Below are 21294 nucleotides of genomic sequence, written 5' to 3' on the forward strand. Positions count from 1 at the left end.
TTAAAGACTATTGATCAATGTGCTGAAGGTTTCTTGCGCAGCCTTGATGATCTGCGACGATGCCGTGTAGTACTGCTGGAACTTGATCATGTCGCCCGCCTCTTCGTCCAGGTTGACCTGGGACACCGAGTTGCGCGCATTCTTGTTGGCGGTCAGCAATGCGTTCGTCGCCGTGCTGTCCGTACCGGCAGCCGCCGCTTTCGCGCCGACGGTAGATACCAACTTGCTGTTGGCCCCTACGAGGCTGGTGCCGCCGGTGCCATCGGCGGCCGTGCCGATGGTCGCCTTGGTTTGCAGGCCGAGCAGCTCAAGGGCGTTGCGGTTATCGGACTTGCCGGAGGCATTGAACGAGAACGTCGTGCTGTCGCCGTTGGCCGGCGAACCGCCCACCGTGGTGTCGAAACTGAAGCTCTTGGCCGGCACCACCAGGGCACCGTTGGCATCGCGCATCGGCACGTTGATCGTGACCTTGTTGCCCTGCCCCGGAACAATGCTGCCGGTGCCGATCGGGTTGCCCTGGGCATCATTGAGTGTGTACGGCTGGGTGCCGTCGGCTGCCGGCTTGCCGAATACCATCTTCACCGGCATCGAATGCTCAATCCCCGTGCGCAACTGGGCAGTGGCGGCGCCGCCCTGGATATCCAAAGGCACCGTCAGGGTCGGCGGGGTAAACGTGCCGGTACCTTCGTTGGTCTTACTGGCCTGCCCGGATAGTGGCGCGGCAAAAGCGATCTTGTTCGGATCCGTCATCACGGTGCCAATGTCCTTGGCACCATTGGCGGTCGGGCTGACCTTGAAGCTGTCCCCGGTAGCCATCGGCCCCTTGCCGTCGAGCGCCAACGTGAAACCATCGATCACGGCCGGTGGCGTGGCCGTGACGTCAAAGGTCCCCATGGCCTTGCCATCGGAACGCACCACGGTGACGTTGTTCGGGTTGGCGCTGTCGTTGAAGGTGACCTTGTAATCGAAATTGGTCAGCTTGCTGCTGTCCTTGATCGACACGTTCAGGTTGCCGGAACCCGCGCTGTTGCCACCCGAAGCCTGGCTGCGCTGGGCAATGGCCGCGGCGCTGTTGATGTCCTTGAACAGCGAGCTGCCGAACTGGCCGTTGAGGTCCAGGCCCTGGCCCAACTGGTTGTTGATGGTATCTGCGGTGGCGATGGCGATGCGCCCCAAGTCATTGATGGCAGGCATCAGGACATCGCTGCGATAACGCAACAGACCGCCGATGCTACCGCCGCTGAGCACGTTGCCCAGATCGAGCGACTCACCGCCGCCCACGTTGAGCTGGATGGTGAACTGGCTGGTGTCGTTCTTGCTCGGTACGGCGGAGATGGTGTTGAACTGGTCACCCAATACCAGCGACTGGCCGGAACCGGTGCTGACGCTGAAGATGCCATTCTTCTCGGTGGCGGTCACGCCGACCAATTCGTTCAGCGAACGCACGGCTTCGGCACGCGCGTCCAGCAGGTTGGCCGGGGCCGTGTTCGACGAACCCTGCACCTGGGCGATCTGCTTGTTGAGCGAGGCAATGGACGAGGTCAGCTTGTTGACCTGGTCACTCATCGACGACAGCTGGCTGTTGATGGTTTCTTTCTGCTGGCCCAACTGTGTAGAGATCGAGTTGAAGCGATTGCTCAGCGTCTGCGCCTTGGTGATCAATACCTGGCGGGCCGAGACATCGCTCGGGTTGGCCGAGGCCGTCTGCACGGCCGAGAAGAACTCACTGAGCACAGCCGACATACCGGTTGTCTTGTCCGACAGGGTCTTGTCGACAGCGCTGACCTGGTCGAGGTAAGCCTTGGCATCGCTGTTGAGCGAGGTGCTGTTCTGGTACGCCGCGTCGAGAAACTCGTTATACACCCGGCGCACATCGGCCAGGGTGGTACCGCTGCCGATGTACACACCACCGTACTGGTTGGCCGCACTGGCGTTCTGGGTGGTCTGCTGACGCGAATAACCCGGAGTATTGGCGTTGGCAATGTTGTTACTCAAGACCGACAGCGATCCTTGAGAGGCATTGAGCCCTGACATCCCGATACTGAGCAAACTCATGGTTCAGACCTTATAAATGTGTGGTTGCGCCAGCGGCAGCGTAATTCTGGTAACTGTCCATCGTTTTGGCGATCTGCGAAATCTTGCTGGCATAGGCCGGGTCGGTGGCGTAACCGGCTTTTTGCAACTCGCGGACAAACTGTTCCGGGTTGTCGGCCGATTTGATGACTTCTTTATAGCGATCATTGCTTTGCAGCAAGGTCACCAGGTCATGGAAGCTGTCCTGGTAGGAGTTGTAGGAACGGAACTGCGCCGTTTCCTTGACCATCGCCCCATCGCGGAACTCGCTGGTGATCGCACGGGCCTGGCCGCCCTGCCAACTCTGGCCGGCCTTGATGCCGAACAGGTTGTGGCTGCTGCTGCCGTCTTCGGCGCGCATCACCGATTTACCCCAACCGGTTTCCAGCGCAGCCTGGGCCACCAGGTACTTCGGATCGACACCGATGCGCGCAGCGGCCGCCTTGGCCATCGGCAACATGGTGGCGACAAATTCATCCTGCGAACTGAAGGCTTTCTTCGCCGGTGCCAAGGGTGGCTGGGCCACGGCGCGACCGTAGACCTGCATGCGCCCGCTCGGCACGGCGAAGGTGCGCGCGCTGCTGTTGATCACGTTGTCGTCGGCCACGCTGTTACGCAGCGGCGCGCTTTTGGCATCGATAGCAACGGGCGCGTTGGGCACGATGCCGGCCAGCAGGCGATCGGTCAGCTTGCTCGGCAAGGCGATGCGACGCTGGTTCATCAGCTCCATGTCATTGCTGTGGGACGCCGCAGCGCCGACCTGCGGCTCAGCCACGCGGTACGCCCACAACGGACGCTGGCCATTGGAGCGGCCCAGCGGCCCTTCGGCCTGGGTGCCTGCCGCGATTTCCGTCGGCACGTCGACCTTCTTCGCAGGCTCGGCAGCCGCCGGACCTTGCAAGGTGGCGGCCTGGGCCTCCACCGGCTTGTTCTTCTGCATCTGGCGCATCAGCACGTCGGCCAGGCCGATACCACCGCCCTCGCGGGACATCGAGACGGCCAGCTGCTGGTCGTACATTTCCTGGTATTGCTTGGCGGCCGGCGTGTTCATCGGGTTGTCTTTACCCAGCGCCTCGGTAGCCGAACGCATGGACTTGAGCATCTCGCTCAAGAACAGCGATTCGAACTCCTGCGCGACCTTGCGCATGTTGCCTTCGCTGTTCTTGTCGGCACCGACCTTGAGCTGGTTAAGCCGGTTCAGGTCGGAGTAAGACCCCGAATCCGCCGTGCTGCTGATCCCGCTCTTGCGCATATCCATGACCATGGCCTCAGATCACGATCAGGTCGGCTTGCAAGGCGCCGGCCTGTTTCAATGCTTCGAGGATCGCCATCAAGTCGCCGGGCGCTGCGCCCACCTGGTTCACCGCGCGGACAATCTCGTCCAGGGTGGTGCCAGGGCCGAACTTGAACATCGGCTTGGCTTCTTGCTGGGCATTCACCCGCGAACGCGGCACCACCGCCGTCTGGCCGTTGGACAACGGGCCAGGCTGGCTGACGATCGGGTCTTCGGTGATGGTCACGGTCAGGCTGCCGTGGGTCACGGCCGCAGGCGAGACCTTGACGTTCTGGCCGATCACGATGGTGCCGGTGCGCGAGTTGATGATGACTTTGGCCACGGCCTGGCCGGGGTCGACTTCAAGGTTTTCCAGGATCGACAGGTAGTCGACGCGCTGGCTCGGGTCCAGCGGCGCCGTCACGCGGATCGAGCCGCCGTCGATGGCCTGGGCCACGCCTGGGCCGAGCATGTCGTTGATCTTGTCGACCACACGCTTGGCGGTGGTGAAGTCGGAACGGTTGAGGTTCAGGGTCAGGCTGTTGCCCTGGTTGAAACCACTTGGCACGGTACGTTCAACCGTGGCGCCGCCCGGGATACGCCCGGCCGACGGCACGTTGACGGTGATCTTCGAACCGTCGCGACCTTCGGCGTCAAACCCGCCTACCACCAGGTTGCCCTGGGCGATGGCGTAGACGTTGCCGTCGATACCCTTGAGCGGCGTCATCAGCAAGGTGCCGCCGCGCAGGCTTTTCGAGTTACCAATGGACGACACGGTGATGTCCACCACCTGGCCCGGTTTGGAGAACGCCGGCAGGTCGGCGCTAATCGACACTGCCGCGACGTTTTTCAGCTGCACGTTGCCCGACCCCGCCGGCACCTTGATGCCGAACTGCGAGAGCATGTTGTTGAAGGTCTGCAGGGTGAACGGGGTCTGGGTGGTCTGGTCACCCGTACCGTTGAGCCCCACCACCAGGCCGTAGCCGATCAACTGGTTGGAACGCACGCCGGAGATGCTGGCGATGTCCTTCAGGCGCTCGGCCTGGGCGACAGCGCTCAAGGAAAGCAGGAGTGCGGCCGCCATCAGCTGTTTGAAGTTCAAAGTGGCCACCTAGAAAGGGAACAGCGGGCTAAGGAAGAAACGGTCGAACCAGCCCGGCTGGCTTGCATCAGCAAACGAACCCGTACCCGAGTAGGTAATGCGTGCATCGGCAATCCGTGTGGACGGCACAGTGTTGTCGGTGGAGATGTCATCGGCACGGACCATACCGGCAATGCGCACCAGCTCGTCACCGGTGTTGAGGGTCATCCACTTTTCACCGCGCACGGCGATGATGCCGTTGGGCAGCACATCGGCCACGGTAACGGTGATCGAACCGGTCAGGCTGTTGCCCTGCCCCGCCGAACTCTTACCGTTGGTGGCGCGATCACCGCTGTAGCCGGCGCTCAGACTCAGGTCGCCATCGCCCAGCGGGTTGTTGGTGTTCGGCACGGCACCGAACAACGAGGTCAGGCCGATACCGGTCTTGCTGGTCTTGCCCACCTGGGAGTTGGCGTTCTTGCTGGCCTGGGTCTTCTCGTTCAGGGTGATGGTGATGATGTCACCGACCCGGAACGCCTTGCGGTCGCTGTACAGGTTCTGTTCGAAACCGGCCTGGTAGATCGAGCCATTGTTGGCGGCCGCCGGCAACGGCGTGCGTGGCAACACCGGCGCGTAGTACGGGTCATTGGGTTTTGGCGTCGGGGCGACACAGCCCGCGAGCACGGCAATCCCACTCAATGCCAGAACAGAAACATAGCGATTCATGACCCTTACCTCACGGTGTTGCAGGCGCCCTCAAGAGCGCCCCATAGACTTGATTACAGATTCTGCGTTACGAACGAAAGCATCTGGTCGGCGGTGGAGATCACCTTGGAGTTCATCTCGTAGGCGCGTTGGGTGGTGATCATGTTGACCATCTCCTCAACGGTGCTCACGTTGGAGGTTTCCAGGGTGCTTTGCAGCGTGGTGCCGAAGCCGTTCAAGCCAGGGGTGCCGATTTGCGGCGCGCCGCTGGAGGCGGTTTCCAGGAACAGGTTGTTACCCATGGCCTGCAGGCCGGCCGGGTTGATGAAGTCGGCGGTCTGCAGGTTGCCGATCACTTGCGACGCGGGGTTGCCGGCCACGGTGATCGACACGGTACCGTCGTTACCGACGGTGAAGGTCTTGGCGTCGGCTGGAACGATCACGGCCGGCTCCAGGGCGAAACCGTTGGCGGTCACGATCTGGCCGTTGGAATCCAGGTGGAAAGTACCGTCACGGGTGTAGGAAGTAGTGCCGTCCGGTTGCAGGATCTGGAAGAAACCACGGCCGTTGATGGCCATGTCCAGCGGCTGGCCGGTCTGCTGCAGGTTACCGGCGCTGAAGTTCTTCTGGGTGCCGACGATCTGCACACCGGTACCCAATTGCAGGCCGGACGGCAGTTCGCTGTCCTGGGTCGACTGGGCGCCTGGCTGCTTCTTGATCTGATAGAGCAAGTCCTGGAACTCGGCACGGTCACGTTTGAAACCCGTGGTCGACACGTTGGCCAGGTTGTTGGAAATGGTGGTCAGGTTGGTGTCCTGGGCGGACAGGCCTGTTTTGGCAACCCATAGAGCCGGAAGCATGCTGTTCTCCTTCGTGCGCCTGTTTGTTGGCGCTGCGCCGCAAAATTAGTGTGTTGGATCAGCTCATCTGCATGACGCGTGTCATGGCCTGATCGTCTTCTTTAGCGCTGTTCATCATCTTGATGTGCAGCTCGAACTGCTTGGAAAGCGCCAGCACCGCAGTCATCTCTTCCACGGCATTGACGTTGCTCGCCTGCAGGAAGCCCGAGGTCAGCTTGACGTTCGCGTCGGCCTGGGCCGGCTGGCCATCCTTGGTGTGGATGGTGCCGTCGAGGCCTTTATTCATGTTCTTCAGGTCCGGCTGGACCAGCTTGATGCGGTCCACTTCGGCCATCACCCGCGGGCCTTCGCCCATGGCGCGGATGCTGATGGTGCCGTCGGCACCCACTTCGATTTTCTGCTGGGGCGGCACGGCAATCGGGCCACCGTTGCCCATGATCGGCATGCCGTTGCCAGCGCGCAGCACGCCCAACGCATCGACGTTCATGCTGGCGCTGCGCACGTAGGCCTCGCTGCCGTCAGGGGTCTGCACGGCCAACCAACCGTCACCGTTGACGGCCACGTCCAGGTCACGGCCGGTCTCGATCATGGCGCCAGGGGTGAAGTCGGTGGCCGGACGCTCGGTCATGGCAAACGCCCGCGCCGGAAAGCTGTCACCGAACACCGGCATCGAACGCGCCTGCTCCAGGTCACGTTGGAAACCATTGGTGGAAATGTTCGCCAGGTTGTTGGCATGGGCCTTCTGCGCCAGAGCATTCTGGCTGGCGCCGGTCATTGCCACATAAAGGTACTTGTCCACGCTTCTTCCTCTTTCTGACGGACGCTTGCCGCCCACCGCTGTACTGATGAGGCTTAAGCAATTTGCGAACCAACTTTTGAAAATAGCGAGAAGTGCAGGCGGGGCGGGGCTTTGCCGTGAGGTGGGGTGAAGTCCGCATTGAGCGCGAGTCGAAAAAACGGCGGACTACTGCCGCCTGCGGCAAGCCCCGTCCTTGAAAACGACAAAGATCAAATGTGGGAGGGGGCTTGCCGCCTCCCACATTGGGTTATTTATCGGTCTTGAGGATTTCGTAGTCGCGCAGCTTATTGGCGATGGTGGTGTGCGACACCCCCAGGCGCTTGCCCATCTGCCGACTGCTGGGATGCTCGGCGTACAAGGCTTCCAGCACCGCCTTCTCGAACCGCCCGACAATTTCTTCCAGGCCACCCTCCAGCGAAAAATCGCCAAGCGGCTGACGCACGCCATAGTCCGGCAACCGGATGTGCTCGACCTTGACCGTCCCGCCGTCGCACAACGACACCGCCTGGAACAGCACGTTTTCCAACTGCCGCACATTGCCTGGCCAGTGGTAATGACTGAGGCGCTCCATTGCGGCGGGCGCCAACCTGGGCAGCGGGCAACCGATCTGTCGGCTGGCCTGGTCGAGAAAGTGCTCGACCAGCGGCGCCAGGCCGTCCAGGCATTCGCGCAACGGCGGGATATGCAAGGACAGCACATTGAGGCGGTGATAGAGGTCCTGGCGAAATTCGCCACGGGCGCACAGCTCGGACAAATCCACTTGGGTGGCGCAGATCACCCGCACATCGAGGTACACCTCTTCATCGCTGCCGACGCGACGGAAGCAACCGTCCTGCAAAAAGCGCAGCAGTTTCACCTGCAAGCGCGCGCTCATTTCCCCTACACCGTCGAGAAACAACGTACCGCCCGCCGTCAGCTCCAGCAGGCCGAGCTTGCCTTCGGCGCGCGCGCCCTCAAACGCGCCAGGGCCGTAGCCGAACAGCTCGGTTTCAGCCATCGACTCAGGCAGGCCGGCGCAGTTGAGCGCCATCAACGGCGATTGCCCACGCGGGCTGGCCAGGTGACAGGCCCGCGCCAGCAGTTCCTTGCCGGTGCCGGTTTCGCCTTCTATTAATAGCGGCGCGTCCAGCGGCGCCATGCGCCGGGCTTCGCGCACCACCGCGGCCATGACTTTGGAGCTCTGGAAGATGCTGTCGAAGCCACGCAGTTCCTGCTTGCGCACGTTGTAGATGCGCTCACCGACGCGATCGGCGCGGTGCAGGGTCAATACAGCACCGGCCATGGCCTCGCTGTCGTCATGCTCGGAGGATTGCAGCGGCGCGATGTCCGCCAGGAACACGTCGCCCTTGACCTTGACCCGCAGGCCGTTGATCCGCGACTTGCTCGCGCGCACCAGCTCCGGCAAGTCGAAGTCCTCGGCATAGCGCGACAACGGAATGCCCGGCACTTCATCCACCCGCACCCCGAGCAACTGCGCCGCCGCGCGGTTGGCGGCGACGATGGAGCCGCCCATGTCGATGGACAACACCGGAAACTCCAGGGCGCCCAGCAGTGCATTGAGTTCCATATGCCGGCGCTCGCTGGGCATCAGCCCGACTCTTTTGACGCCAAACACCCCGGCAATCGCCTCGAATTGCGGGCGCAGGGCCTGAAACTGCATGTTCACCAGGTTCGGGCAGTACAGGTAAATGGCGTTGCCATGCTCCCCACCGACCTCGCCCTTGGCGACGTTGACACCGTATTCCACCAGCAGGTTGAGGATGTCCCGCAGGATGCCGATACGGTTCTGGCAATGCACTTTGATACGCATGAGGAGGCCCGAAAAATGGGGAAGCGCCGCGTCTTTTTGTCGCTGGGCGCAGATAGTCGTCAAGATTATGTGACAGGCGGAGTGACTTTCCCAGCCCAATGCAACGGCCAGCCCCACAAGCGTAACGAATACTTTACGGAAAATGGTAAGTTTTCCTACGCCAAGGCGTTTTAAACAGATGGAATCCGGCCTCGCCCGGGTTATCAATAGGCTCATCGCAGGACATAACAAGAACGAATGCCTAGCAGGAGAGCCGTATGAAGCAGACGCAGTACGTGGCCCGCGAGCCCGACGCGCAAGGTTTTATCCATTACCCGCCGGAAGAACACGCGGTGTGGAACACCCTGATCACTCGCCAGTTGAAGGTGATCGAGGGTCGCGCCTGCCAGGAATACCTGGACGGCATTGACAAGCTCGGCCTGCCACACGATCGCATCCCGCAACTGGGTGAAATCAACAAGGTGCTGGCCGAGACTACCGGCTGGCAGGTCGCCCGTGTGCCGGCGCTGATTCCCTTCCAGACCTTCTTCGAATTGCTCGCCAGCAAGCAGTTTCCAGTGGCGACCTTTATTCGTACTCGCGAAGAACTGGACTACCTGCAAGAGCCGGATATTTTCCACGAGATTTTCGGCCACTGCCCGCTGCTGACCAACCCCTGGTTCGCCGAATTCACCCACACCTACGGCAAGCTGGGCCTGGCGGCTACCAAGGAGCAACGGGTGTATCTGGCGCGCCTGTACTGGATGACCATCGAATTCGGCCTGGTGGACACGCCCGCAGGCCGGCGCATCTACGGCGGCGGCATTCTGTCATCGCCCAAGGAGACCGTGTACAGCCTGTCGTCCGAGCCCGAACACCAGGTGTTCGACCCGCTGGAAGCCATGCGCACGCCTTACCGCATCGACATCCTGCAACCGTTGTATTTCGTGTTGCCCGATCTGAAGCGCCTGTTCGAAGTGGCGCAGGAAGACATCATGGGCATGGTCGAGCGCGGTATGCAGTTGGGTCTGCACGCGCCGAAGTTTCCACCGAAACCCAAAGCGGCTTGAACCTTACATCTTCAGGCCAGGTGAGTCTGTTCCCTGGCCGCGCGTTGCTTTAGGGTGACGCTACTGATCTTCAAACACTCGAATTCAGGACACCATCATGACCACCTTGAACCAAGCCCATTGCGAAGCCTGCCGCGCCGATGCCCCGCAAGTCAGCGATGAAGAACTGCCGGTACTGCTCAAGCAGATCCCTGACTGGAACATCGAAGTCCGCGACGGCGTGATGCAACTGGAAAAGGTTTTCCTGTTCAAGAACTTCAAATTTGCCCTGGCGTTCACCAACGCCATGGGTGAAATCTCCGAAGCCGAAGGCCATCACCCTGGCCTGCTCACCGAGTGGGGCAAAGTCACCGTGACCTGGTGGAGCCACTCCATCAAGGGCCTGCATCGCAACGACTTCATCATGGCCGCCCGCACCGACGAAGTGGCCAAGGACGCCGAGGGCCGCAAGTAATGCACTTCGATGCCATTGGCCGCGTACCCGGCGACCCGATCCTCGGGCTGATGGACCTGTACGCCCAGGACGCCAACCCGAACAAGTTCGACCTGGGCGTGGGCGTCTACAAGGACGACCAAGGCCTGACGCCGATTCCGCACTCGGTGAAACTGGCCGAGCAGCGCCTGGTTGACACGCAAACCACCAAGACCTACATCGGCGGCCACGGCAATGCCGCATTTGGCAAGCTGATCAGCGAACTGGTGCTCGGCGCCGACTCCCCGCTGCTGCGCGACCGTCGTGCCGGCGCCACCCAGACCCCAGGCGGCACCGGTGCCCTGCGTTTGAGCGCCGACTTTATTGCGCACAACCTACCGGGCCGTGGCGTGTGGCTGAGCAACCCGACCTGGCCGATCCACGAAACCATCTTCGCCAAGGCCGGCCTCCAGGTCAGTCATTACCCCTACGTGGGTGCCGACAATCGCCTGGACGTGGCGGCGATGCTCGCCACTTTGTCCCGCGTGCCCCAGGGCGATGTCGTGCTGCTGCACGCCTGCTGCCACAACCCGACCGGTTTTGACCTGTCCCAGGATGACTGGCGCCAGGTGCTGCAGATCGTGCGCGAGCGCCAACTGCTGCCGCTGATCGACTTCGCCTACCAGGGCTTTGGCGATGGCCTGGAGCAGGATGCCTGGGCGGTGCGACTGTTCGCGGCCGAGTTGCCGGAAGTGCTGGTCACCAGCTCCTGCTCGAAAAACTTCGGCTTGTACAGCGACCGTGTCGGCGCGCTGATCGTGTGCGCAGCGGATGCCGAGAAGCTGACGGATGTGCGCAGCCAACTGGCGAACACGGCGCGCAACCTGTGGTCGACGCCGCCAGACCATGGTGCGGCGGTGGTGGCGACGATCCTGGGTGATGCCGAGCTGAAAAAGCAGTGGAGCGACGAGGTCGAGGCCATGCGCTCGCGGATCGCACACCTGCGTTCCGGGCTGGTGGAGGCGTTGGCCCCCCATGGTCTGTCGGAGCGGTTTGCGCACATTGGCGCACAGCGTGGGATGTTTTCCTATACCGGCCTGAGTGCCGAGCAGGTTAAACAACTGCGGGAGAAACACAGCGTATATATGGTGAGTTCTGGCCGGGCGAATGTGGCAGGGATTGATGCCACGCGGTTGACGCTGCTGGCCGAAGCCATCGCCGACGTTTCCCGCTGACGAAACCCGGAATGAATATGGGAGAGGGCTTGCCCCTCCCACATCTGGCTTGTGTGCAACTTCAGCCCGCGACCATTTCGGCCTTGAGCTGCGCTTCCCTGGCCTGCGCATCCGCCAACCGATACAACTCGATACTCCCATCCCAGTGCTCGATCAATGCCGTGCACGACTCCACCCAATCCCCACAGTTGAGATAGTCCACCTCGCCCACCTTGCGGATCTCCGCATGATGAATATGCCCGCAGACCACCCCGTGCAGCTCGCGCTTGGTCACTTCGTGGGCGATGGCTTCTTCGAAATCGCTGATGAAATTCACCGCCGTCTTGACCTTGTGCTTGAGGTACGCCGACAGCGACCAGTAGCCATAGCCATAGCGCGCCCGCCAATGGTTCAGCCAGCGGTTGAGCGTGAGGGTGAATTCGTAGGCCGAATCGCCGAGGAATGCCAGCCAGCGGTGATAGCGGGTGATCACGTCGAACTGGTCGCCGTGGATCACCAACAGATGGCGGCCATCGGCAGTCACATGAATGGCTTCGTCTACCAGTTGGATATTGCCCAGGATCAGCTTGGAATAACGGCGCAGGAATTCGTCGTGGTTACCGGTGACGTAGATCACCTCGGTGCCGCGCTTGGCCATGGTCAGCAGGCGACGGATCACGTTGGTGTGAGCCTGGGGCCAATACATGCCGCCACGCAGTTTCCAACCGTCGATGATATCGCCCACCAGGTAGACCTTGTCGGCGTGATAGCCCTTGAGGAACTGCGACAGATGCTCAGCCTGGCAATCCCGCGTGCCCAGGTGCACATCGGAAATCCACAGGGTACGCACCCGTTGCTTGCGGCTGGGCTTGGTGAACTCGGCACTGGTCATGGGCATCCCTCGACGGTGTTTTCGCGAGCTTGCGCCCTGGCGATTAATAGCCCATGACAACTGTGCGTCAGTCTGATGACAGCGCCTGCCGGCCGCAAAGCGTTGTAGACTGCCGGCTTGCCAGCATGGAGACCACTATGGGACCCGCCCTCACCCTGCGCCATTACCTCGAAGCGCCCCTCGCCCACAGCCATGACCATGCGCAGTTGGTGTTCGGCCTGTCCGGGCACCTGGACCTGGAAGTCGATGGGCGTGGCAGCCAGGTCCGCGAAAGCAGCGTGATGGTGCTGCCCTTCTCCGCCCACCATGCGTGCGGCAGCCGTGATGGCAGCCGCTGCCTGGTGCTGGATGTGCCCACCGAGCATTGGTTGCTGCAATCGCTGGGCGAACATGCCGACGCCAGCCGCCGCTTGCTCGACCAACCGGCGCGGCTGGCCCTGGATACGCGGCAGAACCAGTTGGTGCAATGGCTGGCGCACAGCCCGGTGGATGACCCGCTGATCGTCCAGCAAGGCGCCGTGCTGTTATTGGCCAGTCTCAATCATCCCCAGGCCCAACCCCTTTCGGCACGGCGTCTGCCGTACGCGGCGTTCAATGCGCACATCGAGCGCCACCTTGCGCACCCGCTGCAGGTGGCGGACCTGGCGCGCATCGCTGACCTGTCGGTGGCACGCTTGCATGCCCGCTTCATCGCCGAATGCGGACAAACGCCTATGGACTACATCCGCAGTCGGCGCCTGCACATGGCATTGGACCTGCTGCGCCAAACGCCGTTGCCCATCGGCGACATCGCCGATCGCGTCGGCTACACCTCGCAAAGCGCCTTTGCTGCCGCGATGCTGCGTGAGTTTGGCGCGTCGCCGGGGGCTTTGCGACGCAACGCGTAGGAAGAGTCCTGCGATAAAAAACGCGAGCCGCACGACAGACATCCGCACCGGCGACCCACTAGACTGCGCACTTGCCACCCGCTTGTCTCAAGGATCGCAATGACTCCCCGCTCAGCCCTCGGCGCCCTGCATATCGGCGCATTGATGTTTGGCCTAACCGGCGTATTCGGCAAACTCGCGGCCGCTTCGCCAGCCATCATCGTGTTTGGTCGCGCGGCGTTTGCCGTGGTGGCCCTGGCGGTGTTTGCCCGGTTCGCCAGCAGCACGGCGTGGAAGATACTGGAGCTGCGCGACTGGCGCCGGCTGCTGGTGAGCGGTGTGTTGCTGGCGGCGCACTGGGTGACCTTCTTTATTGCCGTCAAGGTAGCCGGTGTGGCCGTCGCAACCTTGGGCTTCACCGCGTTCCCGGCGTTTACCGTAATCCTCGAAGGGCTGATTTTCCGCGAGCGGATCCGCACCAACGAAATTGTACTGGTGGCGCTGGTCAGCGTCGGGCTGGTGCTGGTCACCCCGGACTTCAACCTTGCCAGTGAAGCCACGGGCGGCTTGCTCTGGGGGATCGCCTCGGGGCTGTTGTTTTCACTGTTATCGCTGAACAACCGCGCCAGCTCCGGCCGCATCCCCGCAGTGCAGGCGGCCTTGTGCCAGAACGTGGTGGTCGCGGTTTGCCTGTTGCCGGTGGCGGCACCGGGGTTAACCGAGGTACGGGCAATCGACTGGCTATGGATCGGTTTGCTCGGCGTGTTCTGCACGGGCCTGGCCCACAGCCTGTTTGTCGCCAGCCTCGCGGTGATCAAGGCGCGCACGGCTTCGGTGGTATTTGCCATGGAGCCGGTCTATGGCATCACCGCTGCCTGGTTGCTGTTTGCCGAAACGCCGACGCTGCGCATGCTGCTGGGCGGCGCACTGATCATCGTCGCCATTGTGCTGTCGGGGTTGATGGGCAGCGCCAGCCAGGCCAAGCAGCCCACTGCAACGGCCTGATCTATACTTTAAACATCCGCAACAGTCAGCAGTCGTTCAACGGATATCCGACAGCTCGATGACAGCCTGGGTGTGTTCTGAAGTTGCTGCAAGCGAGTGGTCACAACCTCAACGCGATGCGGGAGCTTTACCATGGAAATGCTCATCAGCTTATTGGTACAGATCATCAGCGGGGCAGTCGGCGGCAACGTCGCCGGCATGACCAAACAGAGCCTCGGGACCGGGCTCAATACACTGATCGGGGGTGTCGGCGGACTGGTGTTGGGCCAGGTCTTCGCGGCATTCACGGGAACCTCGGGCGGTGAAGCGCTGGATGTGGCGGCAGTTGGCAGCAACATTGTGGGGGGTGGTATAGGCGGCCTCATACTGACGTGGCTGATTGGCTTCATCAAACAAAAGATGGCCGCCAAATAGGGCCGCACGAGAGGGTCACCGCCCTTGATAGGGCGGTGACGTTCACTGCGTACGGTCGTTGTGCCCCAGGTCACGCTGCGGGTCGATCCGGTCGCGTACGCGCTGCTTGAGCACCTTGGCTTCGGGAAAGCCCCCGTCCGCCTTGCGCTCCCAGATCTGTACGCCATCACAGGTGATGCGAAACGCGCCGCCGGTGGCCGGCTCCAGTGAGACCTTGCCCAGGTCATCGGCAAACGTACTCAACAGTTCCTGCGCCAGCCACGCGGCACGCAGCAGCCACTGGCACTGGGTGCAATAGGTGATCACGATCTCGGGTTTGCTTGTGGACATAATTTGAAAGGCTCCTGGCATGACGGGCTCGACGGATCGAATGGCTATAATACCGGCCTTTATCGCCCAGCCCCGAGATTCCTGATGCGCCGCCTGCTGTCCTGCCTGTTGCTGTGCCTGTTCCCTCTGCTTGCCGACGCCGTTGAACCGCCCCGTCCGAAAATCGGCCTGGTGCTGTCTGGCGGCGCCGCCCGAGGCCTGGCCCATATCGGCGTGCTCAAGGCGCTGGAAGAACAAGGCATCCAGATCGACGCGATTGCCGGCACCAGCATGGGCGCGGTGATCGGTGGGTTGTATGCCTCTGGCTACAAGATCGATGAACTGGAAAAGCTGGCGCTGAGTATCGACTGGCAACAGGCCCTGTCCGACGCACCGCCGCGGGAAGACGTGCCGTTCCGGCGCAAACAGGATGACCGGGACTTCCTGGTCAAGCAGAAACTCAGCTTTCGCGACGACGGCAGCCTGGGCCTGCCACTGGGTGTGATCCAGGGCCAGAACCTGGCGCTGCTGCTGGAAAGCATGTTCGCCCACACCAGCAACACGCGTAACTTCGACAAGTTGCCCATCCCCTTCCGGGCAGTGGCGACCGACATCACCACCGGCGAGAAGGTGGTGTTCCGCAAGGGCCACCTGCCCCAGGTGATCCGCGCCAGCATGTCGATCCCGGCGGTGTTCGCACCGGTGGAACTGGACGGTCGGCTGCTGGTGGACGGCGGCATGACCGACAATATCCCGCTGGATGTGGCGCGAGAGATGGGCGTAGACATCGCCATAGTCGTGGACATCGGCACCCCGCTGCGTTCGCGCAAGCAACTGGCCACGGTGGTGGATGTGCTCAACCAGTCCATCACCTTGATGACCCGGCGCAATTCCGAGGAACAACTCAAGGACCTGCACCCCAAGGACGTGCTGATCCAGCCGCCTCTCGCCGCCTATGGCGTGACCGACTTCGGCCGCGCCAAGGACATGATCGACGCCGGTTACCGCGCCACCCGTGCCCTTGACATGCGCCTGGCCCACCTGCGCCCCGCCGAGCCGGTCGACCCGCAATTGGTGGCCGCGCGCACGCCGGGCGAACGCACCCCGGTGATCACCGCGATCAGCGTGGAGAACGATTCGAAAGTCAGCGACGACGTGATCCGCTACTACATTCGCCAACCCCTGGGCGAGCCGCTCAACCTGGGACGCCTGCAAACGGACATGGGCACCCTGTACGGCCTGGATTATTTCGAGCAAGTGCAATACCGCGTGGTCAAGAAGGGCCAGGACAACACGCTGGTGATCAGCGCGCGGGGCAAGCGCAGCGGCACCGACTACCTGCGCCTGGGCCTGAACCTGTCGGATGACATGCGCGGCGACAGCGCCTTCAACCTCGGCGCCAGCTACCGCATGAATGGCATCAACCGGCTCGGTGCGGAATGGCTCACGCGGGTGCAGATCGGGGATCGCCAGGAGCTCTACAGCGAGTTCTACCAGCCGATGGACACCGGCTCGCGTTACTTTGTCGCACCGTACATCAGGGCCCAGGCGCAGAACGTCGAGCTGATCCTGGACAACGACCCCATCTCCGAATACCGCTTGGAACGCTACGGTTTTGGCTTGAACGTCGGCCGCCAGATCGGCAACAGCGGCGAGATCCGCTTCGGCGTCGGCGAAGCCTGGGGCAAGGCGGACGTGCGCATCGGCGACCGCGACCTGCCCAGCGTGAGTTTCAGCGAAGGCTTCTATGAACTGAAGTACTCCTTCGATTCCCTGGACAACGTGTACTTCCCCCACACCGGCGAAGACATCGGCCTGGCCTACCGCGAGTTCGAACCCGGCCTGGGCTCGGACCAGCGCTACCGCCAGTGGGAGTTCAAGCTCGACAAAGCCATGAGCCACGGCCCGGACACCCTGGTGCTGGGTGGACGCTACGGGCGCACCCTGGATGATTCGGATGTGGTGATTTCCAGCTTCCTGCTGGGCGGGGCGCGACAGCTATCGGGCTTTCGCCAGGATGCGATCTCGGGGCAGAACATCAGCCTGATGCGGGCGGTGTACTACCGCAGGCTTACGCCCCGTTCGTACCTGCCACTGGATTTCCCGTTGTACCTGGGCGCTTCACTCGAACGCGGCCGGGCGTGGAACAACGACAACGAATTCGACAGCGGCTATATCAACGCGGCGAGTATTTTCCTGGGGTTCGATACGCCGTTGGGGCCGCTGAATTTCAGCTATGGATTCAACGATGACAACCAGAAGGCGGTGTATCTGAACCTGGGGCAGACGTTTTAGCGTCTTGCACAGAACCCGTGTGGAGAGCGGCGCTATTGTGGCGAGCGGGCTTGTCCCGCGTTGGGCTGCGAAGCGGCCCCAAAAACAGACGACTGATTTCTAGCTGAAAAAACGCGGTGACTTTAGTGGGGCTGCTTCGCAGCCCAACGCGGGACAAGCCCGCTCGCCACAACAAATCTGCTCACCACCACAGCACCGCTGGCCACAGCAAGCCCGCCCGGTGGTTTCTTCAGGACTTTTCCAGATTCGCCAGGATGTGCCCATGCACGCGCATGCACACGCTCAGGTCGGCTTCGTCCACCCCCACAAACAGCTCGTGGCGCAGGGCGGTGGCAATGGTTTCGATTTGTTCGATCAGGGGGCGTGCGGTATCACACAGCACGATGCGCTTGGCACGACGGTCTTCCACCACCGCCTGGCGTTGCACCAGGCCTTGGCCTTCAAGGCTGTCCAGCAGGCGAGCCAGTGTAGGCCCTTCGACGCCGACGCTTTGCGCCAGCTCACGCTGGGTGGGTGCTTCTTCAAAACGAGCCAAGTGCAGCAGAACCAGCCAGCGCGCCTGGGATAAACCAAGCCCCGCCAGACGGCGGTCCAGCTCGGCGCGCCACCCACGGGACATTTGCGCCAGCTGCATGCCAAAACGATGTTGATCGGTTAAAGACATAAAAAACTCATTGTTTAGACTGAAAATAAAGTGTGGCTAATTATTAGTCAGCTAAGCATGAGCTTTGCCCATAGGCAAGAGTTGCTATGTACTGATTCGTTACATTGTCGTAATTGCCACACTAAATTTCGAACTCAGACTGCAAAGCCGCGCGCACGCAGTACAAAACCCCCTCTGGAACACGCCCGGTAAACAGCGGCGCAATCTCCGCAACAGGTGGTAATTCGCCCTCGCCGTCGAGGAACGCATCCTGGATCTCACCGAGCAGATCCTCTGGCAAATCAAGGGCCTGCTCCAACGACAACTGCTGCTTGCCGATGGATTCGGCAAGCAAGGTGTAGACGTTTTTTTCCGAACATTGCAACTGACCGGCGATCTGGATCGGGGTCATGCCGGCGCGTGCCAGGCTGATCAGTTCGTGGCGGATATCGGCGACCTCCTTTGGCGCTTCGGCCTGGCCGCCGAGCACTTCGAGGAACGCCTGGCCGTAACGCTCCAGCTTTCGCGCACCCACGCCGCTGACGCGCGCCATCTCGGCCATGGTGGTGGGCTGTTCGCGCAACATTTCCAACAACGTCGAGTCGGGGAAAATGACGTACGGCGGCACGCTGTGTTCCTGGGCCAGTTTGCGGCGCAGGGTGCGCAGGGCTTCCCACTGTTCGCGTTCCTCGCCACGCACCAGTTGGCTGGCCTGACTGGTGCTGGTCTTGGCGGTGGTCTGCGGCTTGAGGTCGCGGCGTAATTCCAGGCTGACCTCGCCTTTCAGCAAGGGCCGGCAACTGTCATTCAGACGCAAGCCGCCGAATCCTTCGATGTCGATGTCTACCAATCCACGCGCGACCATCTGCCGGAACAGAGAACGCCATTCGCCTTCGGCGCGGGCCTTGCCAACGCCAAAGACCGAGAGTTTCTCATGACCAAAGCTGCGCACTTTCTCGTTGTCCTTACCCAGCAAAACATCCACCAAGTGGCCCACGCCATAACGCTGGCCGGTGCGGTAGATAGCGGACAAGCCCTGACGCGCCGGCTCGGTGGCATCCCAGGTCTGCACGCCATCGACGCAGTTATCGCAATGACCACAGGGTTCAGGCATGTCTTCATCGAAATATGCCAGCAGGGTCTGGCGCCGGCAGCGGGTTTCCTCACACAGCGAGAGCATCGCGTCGAGCTTGTGCTGCTCCAGGCGCTTGTGTCGCTCGTCGCCTTCGGAGTTCTGCAACATCTGCTTGAGCATCACCACGTCTTGCAGGCCGTAGACCATCCACGCATCCGCCGGCAAACCGTCACGGCCGGCACGCCCGGTTTCCTGGTAGTACGCCTCGAGGGATTTGGGCAAATCCATGTGCGCCACGAAGCGCACGTTGGATTTGTCGATGCCCATGCCGAACGCGATGGTGGCCACCATGATCAGGCCTTCCTCGTTGAGAAAGCGCTTCTGGTGCGCCGAACGCGTTTCGTTGGGCAGGCCGGCGTGGTACGGCAGCGCCGGGTAGCCCTGCTCGCAGAGAAACGCAGCCACTTCATCGACCTTCTTGCGCGACAGGCAATAGACGATGCCCGCGTCGCTGCGCCGCTCGGAGAGGAACGCCAGCAACTGCTTGCGCGGCTGCTCCTTGGGCACGATGCGATAGAAAATATTCGGTCGGTCGAAGCTTGAGAGGAAGCGTTCGGCGTTCTGCAAATGCAGGCGCTCGACGATTTCTTCCCGGGTGCGCTTGTCGGCGGTCGCGGTCAGCGCAATGCGCGGCACATCGGGAAACAGCTCCGCCAATTGGCCGAGCTGCAAATACTCGCGGCGGAAGTCATGACCCCATTGCGATACGCAGTGGGCTTCATCGATGGCGAACAGGGCGATTTCCAGGCTCTGCAAAAACGCCAGCATGCGCGGCTGTACCAGGCGCTCGGGCGCCAGATAGAGCATCTTCACTTCACCGCGCTTGATGCGAGCGGCCAGGTCACGCTGCTGTTCGGCACTGAGGGTGGAATTCAACGATGCGGCGGCGACACCCAGCTCTTCCAGGGTTGCCACCTGGTCGTCCATCAATGCAATCAAAGGCGATACCACCACCGCCAAGCCATTGCGCAACAGCGCCGGCACCTGGAAGCACAATGACTTGCCGCCACCGGTAGGCATCAGGACCAGTGCATCACCGCCACTGGCCACGCGCTCAATGATCGCACCCTGGCGGCCACGAAAACTGTCGTAGCCGAAGATGTCCTTGAGGACGCGTTGAGCCTGCTCGAGCATGTAAAACTCCAAAATGGTGCCGAAATCCCTCTGTACAGGCTGGCCGAAAAAACACGCTTTCACGGGAAATAATCCGTAAGCGAAGTTTTCGCGGGCTGGCGCTTGGCCTGCAAGGGCATCACAAAACGCGGCAGTATACCCGAGCGATCTGCGGCAAAGGGCATCACTGACGAATAGCCGCCACGATCTAAAATGCCGTGCGGCTGGCCTGGGCGCTCAAGAAAGCCTAGAATTCAGCATCGTTTATTCCCAAGGTAACTCTTCAATGTCCTTCGCTGAGCAACTAACCCGCCTGCAAGCCTTCCTCGACGCCGATGAGCTGCATGACGAGGCGCTGGACTACGTGGCCGCCCACGGCTACCTGACCGCCTTGTCGATCTGCTCCGAGGTCGTGCCTGACCGTGAATGGATCGACGCGCTGTTCGCCGAAGAGCCGCACTACACCGACGCCGCCCAACGCGAAGAAATCGAAGCCACCCTGCTGGCCCTCAAGGCCCACATCGGTCGCCAACTGGCCTCCGACGAAGAGTTCGAGCTGCCGTGCGAACTGGACCTGGGCGAAGAGCCGGATGACTCCGACCTGCGCGGCTGGTGCATCGGCTTCATGGAAGGCGTGTTCCTGCGCGAAGCCGCCTGGTTCGAAACCGCCGAGGAAGAAGTCAGCGAAATGCTGCTGCCGATCATGGTCGGTTCGGGTCTGTTCGACGACCAGCCGGAGTTCTCCGACATCGCCGCCGACGCCAACCTGATGGACGACATGATCGTGCAGATCCCGGAAGCCCTCACCGCGCTGTACCTGCTGTGCAACGCCCCTGACGAAAAACCGGCGATCCTCAAGCCACGTCACCACTGAGTCGTTTGCCCGTGACACCCATGGGCAACCGTCCGCTGCTCCTGCGCTACCTGCTGCTGGCCATTGGTTGGCTGAGCGTAGCGCTGGGGGTCATCGGCATTTTCCTACCGGTATTGCCGACCACGCCCTTCCTGCTGCTCGCCGCCGCCTGCTTCGCCCGAAGCTCCCCGCGTTTCTACCACTGGCTGGTGCAACACCCGCGCCTTGGCCCGTGGATCCGTGATTACCTGGACGGCAACGGCATCCCGCTCAAGGGCAAGGTCTACGCCATCGGCTTGATGTGGCTGAGCATCGGCGTGTCCTGCTATTTAGTGCCCCTACCGTGGGCGCGCGGCTTCATGCTGACCAGCGCCGTGCTGGTGACAATCTACATCCTGCGCCAGAAAACCCTGCCACCGCGCTGAATGACCTGCGACATTCGATCCCACACGACCTTGGTCGACACTGACTAACCCCAGGCATCATGCGAGAC

The 21294-nt window shown here is 61.8% G+C and carries 20 protein-coding genes; 9 read left to right on the forward strand and 11 right to left on the reverse strand.

The genetic code is table 11. The annotated features are described in order from the left end of the window. The 7 genes from flgK to BFN10_RS21130 all read right to left on the reverse strand — a co-directional run bounded on the left by flgK (position 1) and on the right by BFN10_RS21130 (position 8601). Positions 1-2055, reverse strand: a complete 2055-nt coding sequence (gene flgK, locus BFN10_RS21100; RefSeq protein WP_071491290.1) for a flagellar hook-associated protein FlgK — start codon at positions 2053-2055, stop codon at positions 1-3. A gap of 10 nt (positions 2056-2065) precedes the next feature. Beyond that, positions 2066-3337, reverse strand: a complete 1272-nt coding sequence (gene flgJ / locus BFN10_RS21105; RefSeq protein ID WP_071491291.1) for a flagellar assembly peptidoglycan hydrolase FlgJ — start codon at positions 3335-3337, stop codon at positions 2066-2068. A 4-nt stretch (positions 3338-3341) separates the two neighbouring features. After that, on the reverse strand, positions 3342-4430 hold the full coding sequence (locus BFN10_RS21110) for a flagellar basal body P-ring protein FlgI (protein ID WP_033901075.1): 1089 nt from the start codon (positions 4428-4430) through the stop codon (positions 3342-3344). A 27-nt stretch (positions 4431-4457) separates the two neighbouring features. Further along, a complete protein-coding gene (gene flgH / locus BFN10_RS21115) occupies positions 4458-5153 on the reverse strand; it encodes a flagellar basal body L-ring protein FlgH (protein WP_015885208.1) in 696 nt (231 codons plus the stop codon). Positions 5154-5206: 53 nt separating this feature from the next. Further along, entirely contained in the window at positions 5207-5992 is a 786-nt protein-coding gene (gene flgG / locus BFN10_RS21120; protein WP_025855853.1) for a flagellar basal-body rod protein FlgG, read from the reverse strand. 58 nt (positions 5993-6050) lie between these two features. Further along, positions 6051-6791, reverse strand: coding sequence for a flagellar basal body rod protein FlgF (locus BFN10_RS21125; RefSeq protein ID WP_071491292.1), 741 nt, complete (start codon positions 6789-6791; stop codon positions 6051-6053). A 247-nt stretch (positions 6792-7038) separates the two neighbouring features. Beyond that, positions 7039-8601 carry a sigma-54-dependent transcriptional regulator gene (locus BFN10_RS21130; RefSeq protein ID WP_071491293.1) on the reverse strand — a complete coding sequence of 521 codons (1563 nt, stop codon included), beginning with the start codon at positions 8599-8601 and terminating at the stop codon, positions 7039-7041. A gap of 257 nt (positions 8602-8858) precedes the next feature. Between BFN10_RS21130 and phhA the strand changes: the two genes are divergently transcribed. The 3 genes from phhA to BFN10_RS21145 all read left to right on the forward strand — a co-directional run bounded on the left by phhA (position 8859) and on the right by BFN10_RS21145 (position 11297). Further along, positions 8859-9650, forward strand: coding sequence for a phenylalanine 4-monooxygenase (gene phhA, locus BFN10_RS21135; RefSeq protein ID WP_071491294.1), 792 nt, complete (start codon positions 8859-8861; stop codon positions 9648-9650). Positions 9651-9747: 97 nt separating this feature from the next. Next, entirely contained in the window at positions 9748-10104 is a 357-nt protein-coding gene (locus tag BFN10_RS21140) for a 4a-hydroxytetrahydrobiopterin dehydratase (RefSeq protein WP_010208721.1), read from the forward strand. After that, positions 10104-11297: an amino acid aminotransferase gene (locus BFN10_RS21145; RefSeq protein ID WP_071491295.1), complete on the forward strand. Its 1194-nt coding sequence runs from the start codon at positions 10104-10106 to the stop codon at positions 11295-11297. The genes BFN10_RS21140 and BFN10_RS21145 overlap by 1 nt, the downstream gene beginning before the upstream one ends. A gap of 61 nt (positions 11298-11358) precedes the next feature. On the opposite strand, the gene BFN10_RS21150 is transcribed toward BFN10_RS21145, so the two are convergent. Then, positions 11359-12168, reverse strand: a complete 810-nt coding sequence (locus BFN10_RS21150) for a UDP-2,3-diacylglucosamine diphosphatase (RefSeq protein ID WP_071491296.1) — start codon at positions 12166-12168, stop codon at positions 11359-11361. A gap of 137 nt (positions 12169-12305) precedes the next feature. Between BFN10_RS21150 and BFN10_RS21155 the strand changes: the two genes are divergently transcribed. The 3 genes from BFN10_RS21155 to BFN10_RS21165 all read left to right on the forward strand — a co-directional run bounded on the left by BFN10_RS21155 (position 12306) and on the right by BFN10_RS21165 (position 14453). Further along, entirely contained in the window at positions 12306-13055 is a 750-nt protein-coding gene (locus BFN10_RS21155; protein ID WP_071491297.1) for a helix-turn-helix transcriptional regulator, read from the forward strand. Between the two features lie 99 nt (positions 13056-13154). Continuing rightward, the gene (locus BFN10_RS21160) at positions 13155-14039 is read left to right on the forward strand and encodes a DMT family transporter (RefSeq protein WP_071491298.1); all 885 of its coding nucleotides are present in this window, start codon (positions 13155-13157) and stop codon (positions 14037-14039) included. A gap of 132 nt (positions 14040-14171) precedes the next feature. Then, on the forward strand, positions 14172-14453 hold the full coding sequence (locus tag BFN10_RS21165; protein ID WP_071491299.1) for a hypothetical protein: 282 nt from the start codon (positions 14172-14174) through the stop codon (positions 14451-14453). A gap of 42 nt (positions 14454-14495) precedes the next feature. On the opposite strand, the gene BFN10_RS21170 is transcribed toward BFN10_RS21165, so the two are convergent. Then, positions 14496-14783 carry an Rdx family protein gene (locus tag BFN10_RS21170; RefSeq protein ID WP_058424930.1) on the reverse strand — a complete coding sequence of 96 codons (288 nt, stop codon included), beginning with the start codon at positions 14781-14783 and terminating at the stop codon, positions 14496-14498. Positions 14784-14867: 84 nt separating this feature from the next. Between BFN10_RS21170 and BFN10_RS21175 the strand changes: the two genes are divergently transcribed. After that, positions 14868-17057: a patatin-like phospholipase family protein gene (locus BFN10_RS21175; RefSeq protein ID WP_071491300.1), complete on the forward strand. Its 2190-nt coding sequence runs from the start codon at positions 14868-14870 to the stop codon at positions 17055-17057. A 229-nt stretch (positions 17058-17286) separates the two neighbouring features. On the opposite strand, the gene BFN10_RS21180 is transcribed toward BFN10_RS21175, so the two are convergent. Continuing rightward, entirely contained in the window at positions 17287-17721 is a 435-nt protein-coding gene (locus BFN10_RS21180) for a MarR family transcriptional regulator (protein ID WP_058424932.1), read from the reverse strand. 121 nt (positions 17722-17842) lie between these two features. Continuing rightward, a complete protein-coding gene (recQ, locus tag BFN10_RS21185) occupies positions 17843-19969 on the reverse strand; it encodes a DNA helicase RecQ (RefSeq protein WP_071491301.1) in 2127 nt (708 codons plus the stop codon). A 265-nt stretch (positions 19970-20234) separates the two neighbouring features. On the opposite strand from recQ, the gene BFN10_RS21190 reads away from it, so the two are divergent. After that, complete coding sequence (locus tag BFN10_RS21190) at positions 20235-20822, forward strand: UPF0149 family protein (protein ID WP_058424934.1); 588 nt, start codon at positions 20235-20237, stop codon at positions 20820-20822. Between the two features lie 20 nt (positions 20823-20842). Continuing rightward, positions 20843-21226, forward strand: coding sequence for a YbaN family protein (locus tag BFN10_RS21195; RefSeq protein ID WP_071491302.1), 384 nt, complete (start codon positions 20843-20845; stop codon positions 21224-21226). Positions 21227-21294 lie beyond the last annotated feature (68 nt).

It is taken from the genome of Pseudomonas extremorientalis (genome assembly GCF_001870465.1).
GTDB lineage: Bacteria > Pseudomonadota > Gammaproteobacteria > Pseudomonadales > Pseudomonadaceae > Aquipseudomonas > Aquipseudomonas extremorientalis.

Excerpts from the sequence above, each read along its gene's own strand:
- flgK (WP_071491290.1), bottom strand. The coding sequence starts at position 2,055 with ATGAGTTTGCTCAGTATCGGGATGTCAGGGCTCAATGCCTCTCAAGGA.
- flgJ (WP_071491291.1), bottom strand. The coding sequence starts at position 3,337 with ATGGTCATGGATATGCGCAAGAGCGGGATCAGCAGCACGGCGGATTCG.
- BFN10_RS21110 (WP_033901075.1), bottom strand. The coding sequence starts at position 4,430 with ATGGCGGCCGCACTCCTGCTTTCCTTGAGCGCTGTCGCCCAGGCCGAG.
- flgH (WP_015885208.1), bottom strand. The coding sequence starts at position 5,153 with ATGAATCGCTATGTTTCTGTTCTGGCATTGAGTGGGATTGCCGTGCTC.
- flgG (WP_025855853.1), bottom strand. The coding sequence starts at position 5,992 with ATGCTTCCGGCTCTATGGGTTGCCAAAACAGGCCTGTCCGCCCAGGAC.
- BFN10_RS21130 (WP_071491293.1), bottom strand. The coding sequence starts at position 8,601 with ATGCGTATCAAAGTGCATTGCCAGAACCGTATCGGCATCCTGCGGGAC.
- phhA (WP_071491294.1), top strand. The coding sequence starts at position 8,859 with ATGAAGCAGACGCAGTACGTGGCCCGCGAGCCCGACGCGCAAGGTTTT.
- BFN10_RS21140 (WP_010208721.1), top strand. The coding sequence starts at position 9,748 with ATGACCACCTTGAACCAAGCCCATTGCGAAGCCTGCCGCGCCGATGCC.
- BFN10_RS21145 (WP_071491295.1), top strand. The coding sequence starts at position 10,104 with ATGCACTTCGATGCCATTGGCCGCGTACCCGGCGACCCGATCCTCGGG.
- BFN10_RS21150 (WP_071491296.1), bottom strand. The coding sequence starts at position 12,168 with ATGACCAGTGCCGAGTTCACCAAGCCCAGCCGCAAGCAACGGGTGCGT.
- BFN10_RS21155 (WP_071491297.1), top strand. The coding sequence starts at position 12,306 with ATGGGACCCGCCCTCACCCTGCGCCATTACCTCGAAGCGCCCCTCGCC.
- BFN10_RS21160 (WP_071491298.1), top strand. The coding sequence starts at position 13,155 with ATGACTCCCCGCTCAGCCCTCGGCGCCCTGCATATCGGCGCATTGATG.
- BFN10_RS21165 (WP_071491299.1), top strand. The coding sequence starts at position 14,172 with ATGGAAATGCTCATCAGCTTATTGGTACAGATCATCAGCGGGGCAGTC.
- BFN10_RS21170 (WP_058424930.1), bottom strand. The coding sequence starts at position 14,783 with ATGTCCACAAGCAAACCCGAGATCGTGATCACCTATTGCACCCAGTGC.
- BFN10_RS21175 (WP_071491300.1), top strand. The coding sequence starts at position 14,868 with ATGCGCCGCCTGCTGTCCTGCCTGTTGCTGTGCCTGTTCCCTCTGCTT.
- BFN10_RS21180 (WP_058424932.1), bottom strand. The coding sequence starts at position 17,721 with ATGTCTTTAACCGATCAACATCGTTTTGGCATGCAGCTGGCGCAAATG.
- recQ (WP_071491301.1), bottom strand. The coding sequence starts at position 19,969 with ATGCTCGAGCAGGCTCAACGCGTCCTCAAGGACATCTTCGGCTACGAC.
- BFN10_RS21190 (WP_058424934.1), top strand. The coding sequence starts at position 20,235 with ATGTCCTTCGCTGAGCAACTAACCCGCCTGCAAGCCTTCCTCGACGCC.
- BFN10_RS21195 (WP_071491302.1), top strand. The coding sequence starts at position 20,843 with ATGGGCAACCGTCCGCTGCTCCTGCGCTACCTGCTGCTGGCCATTGGT.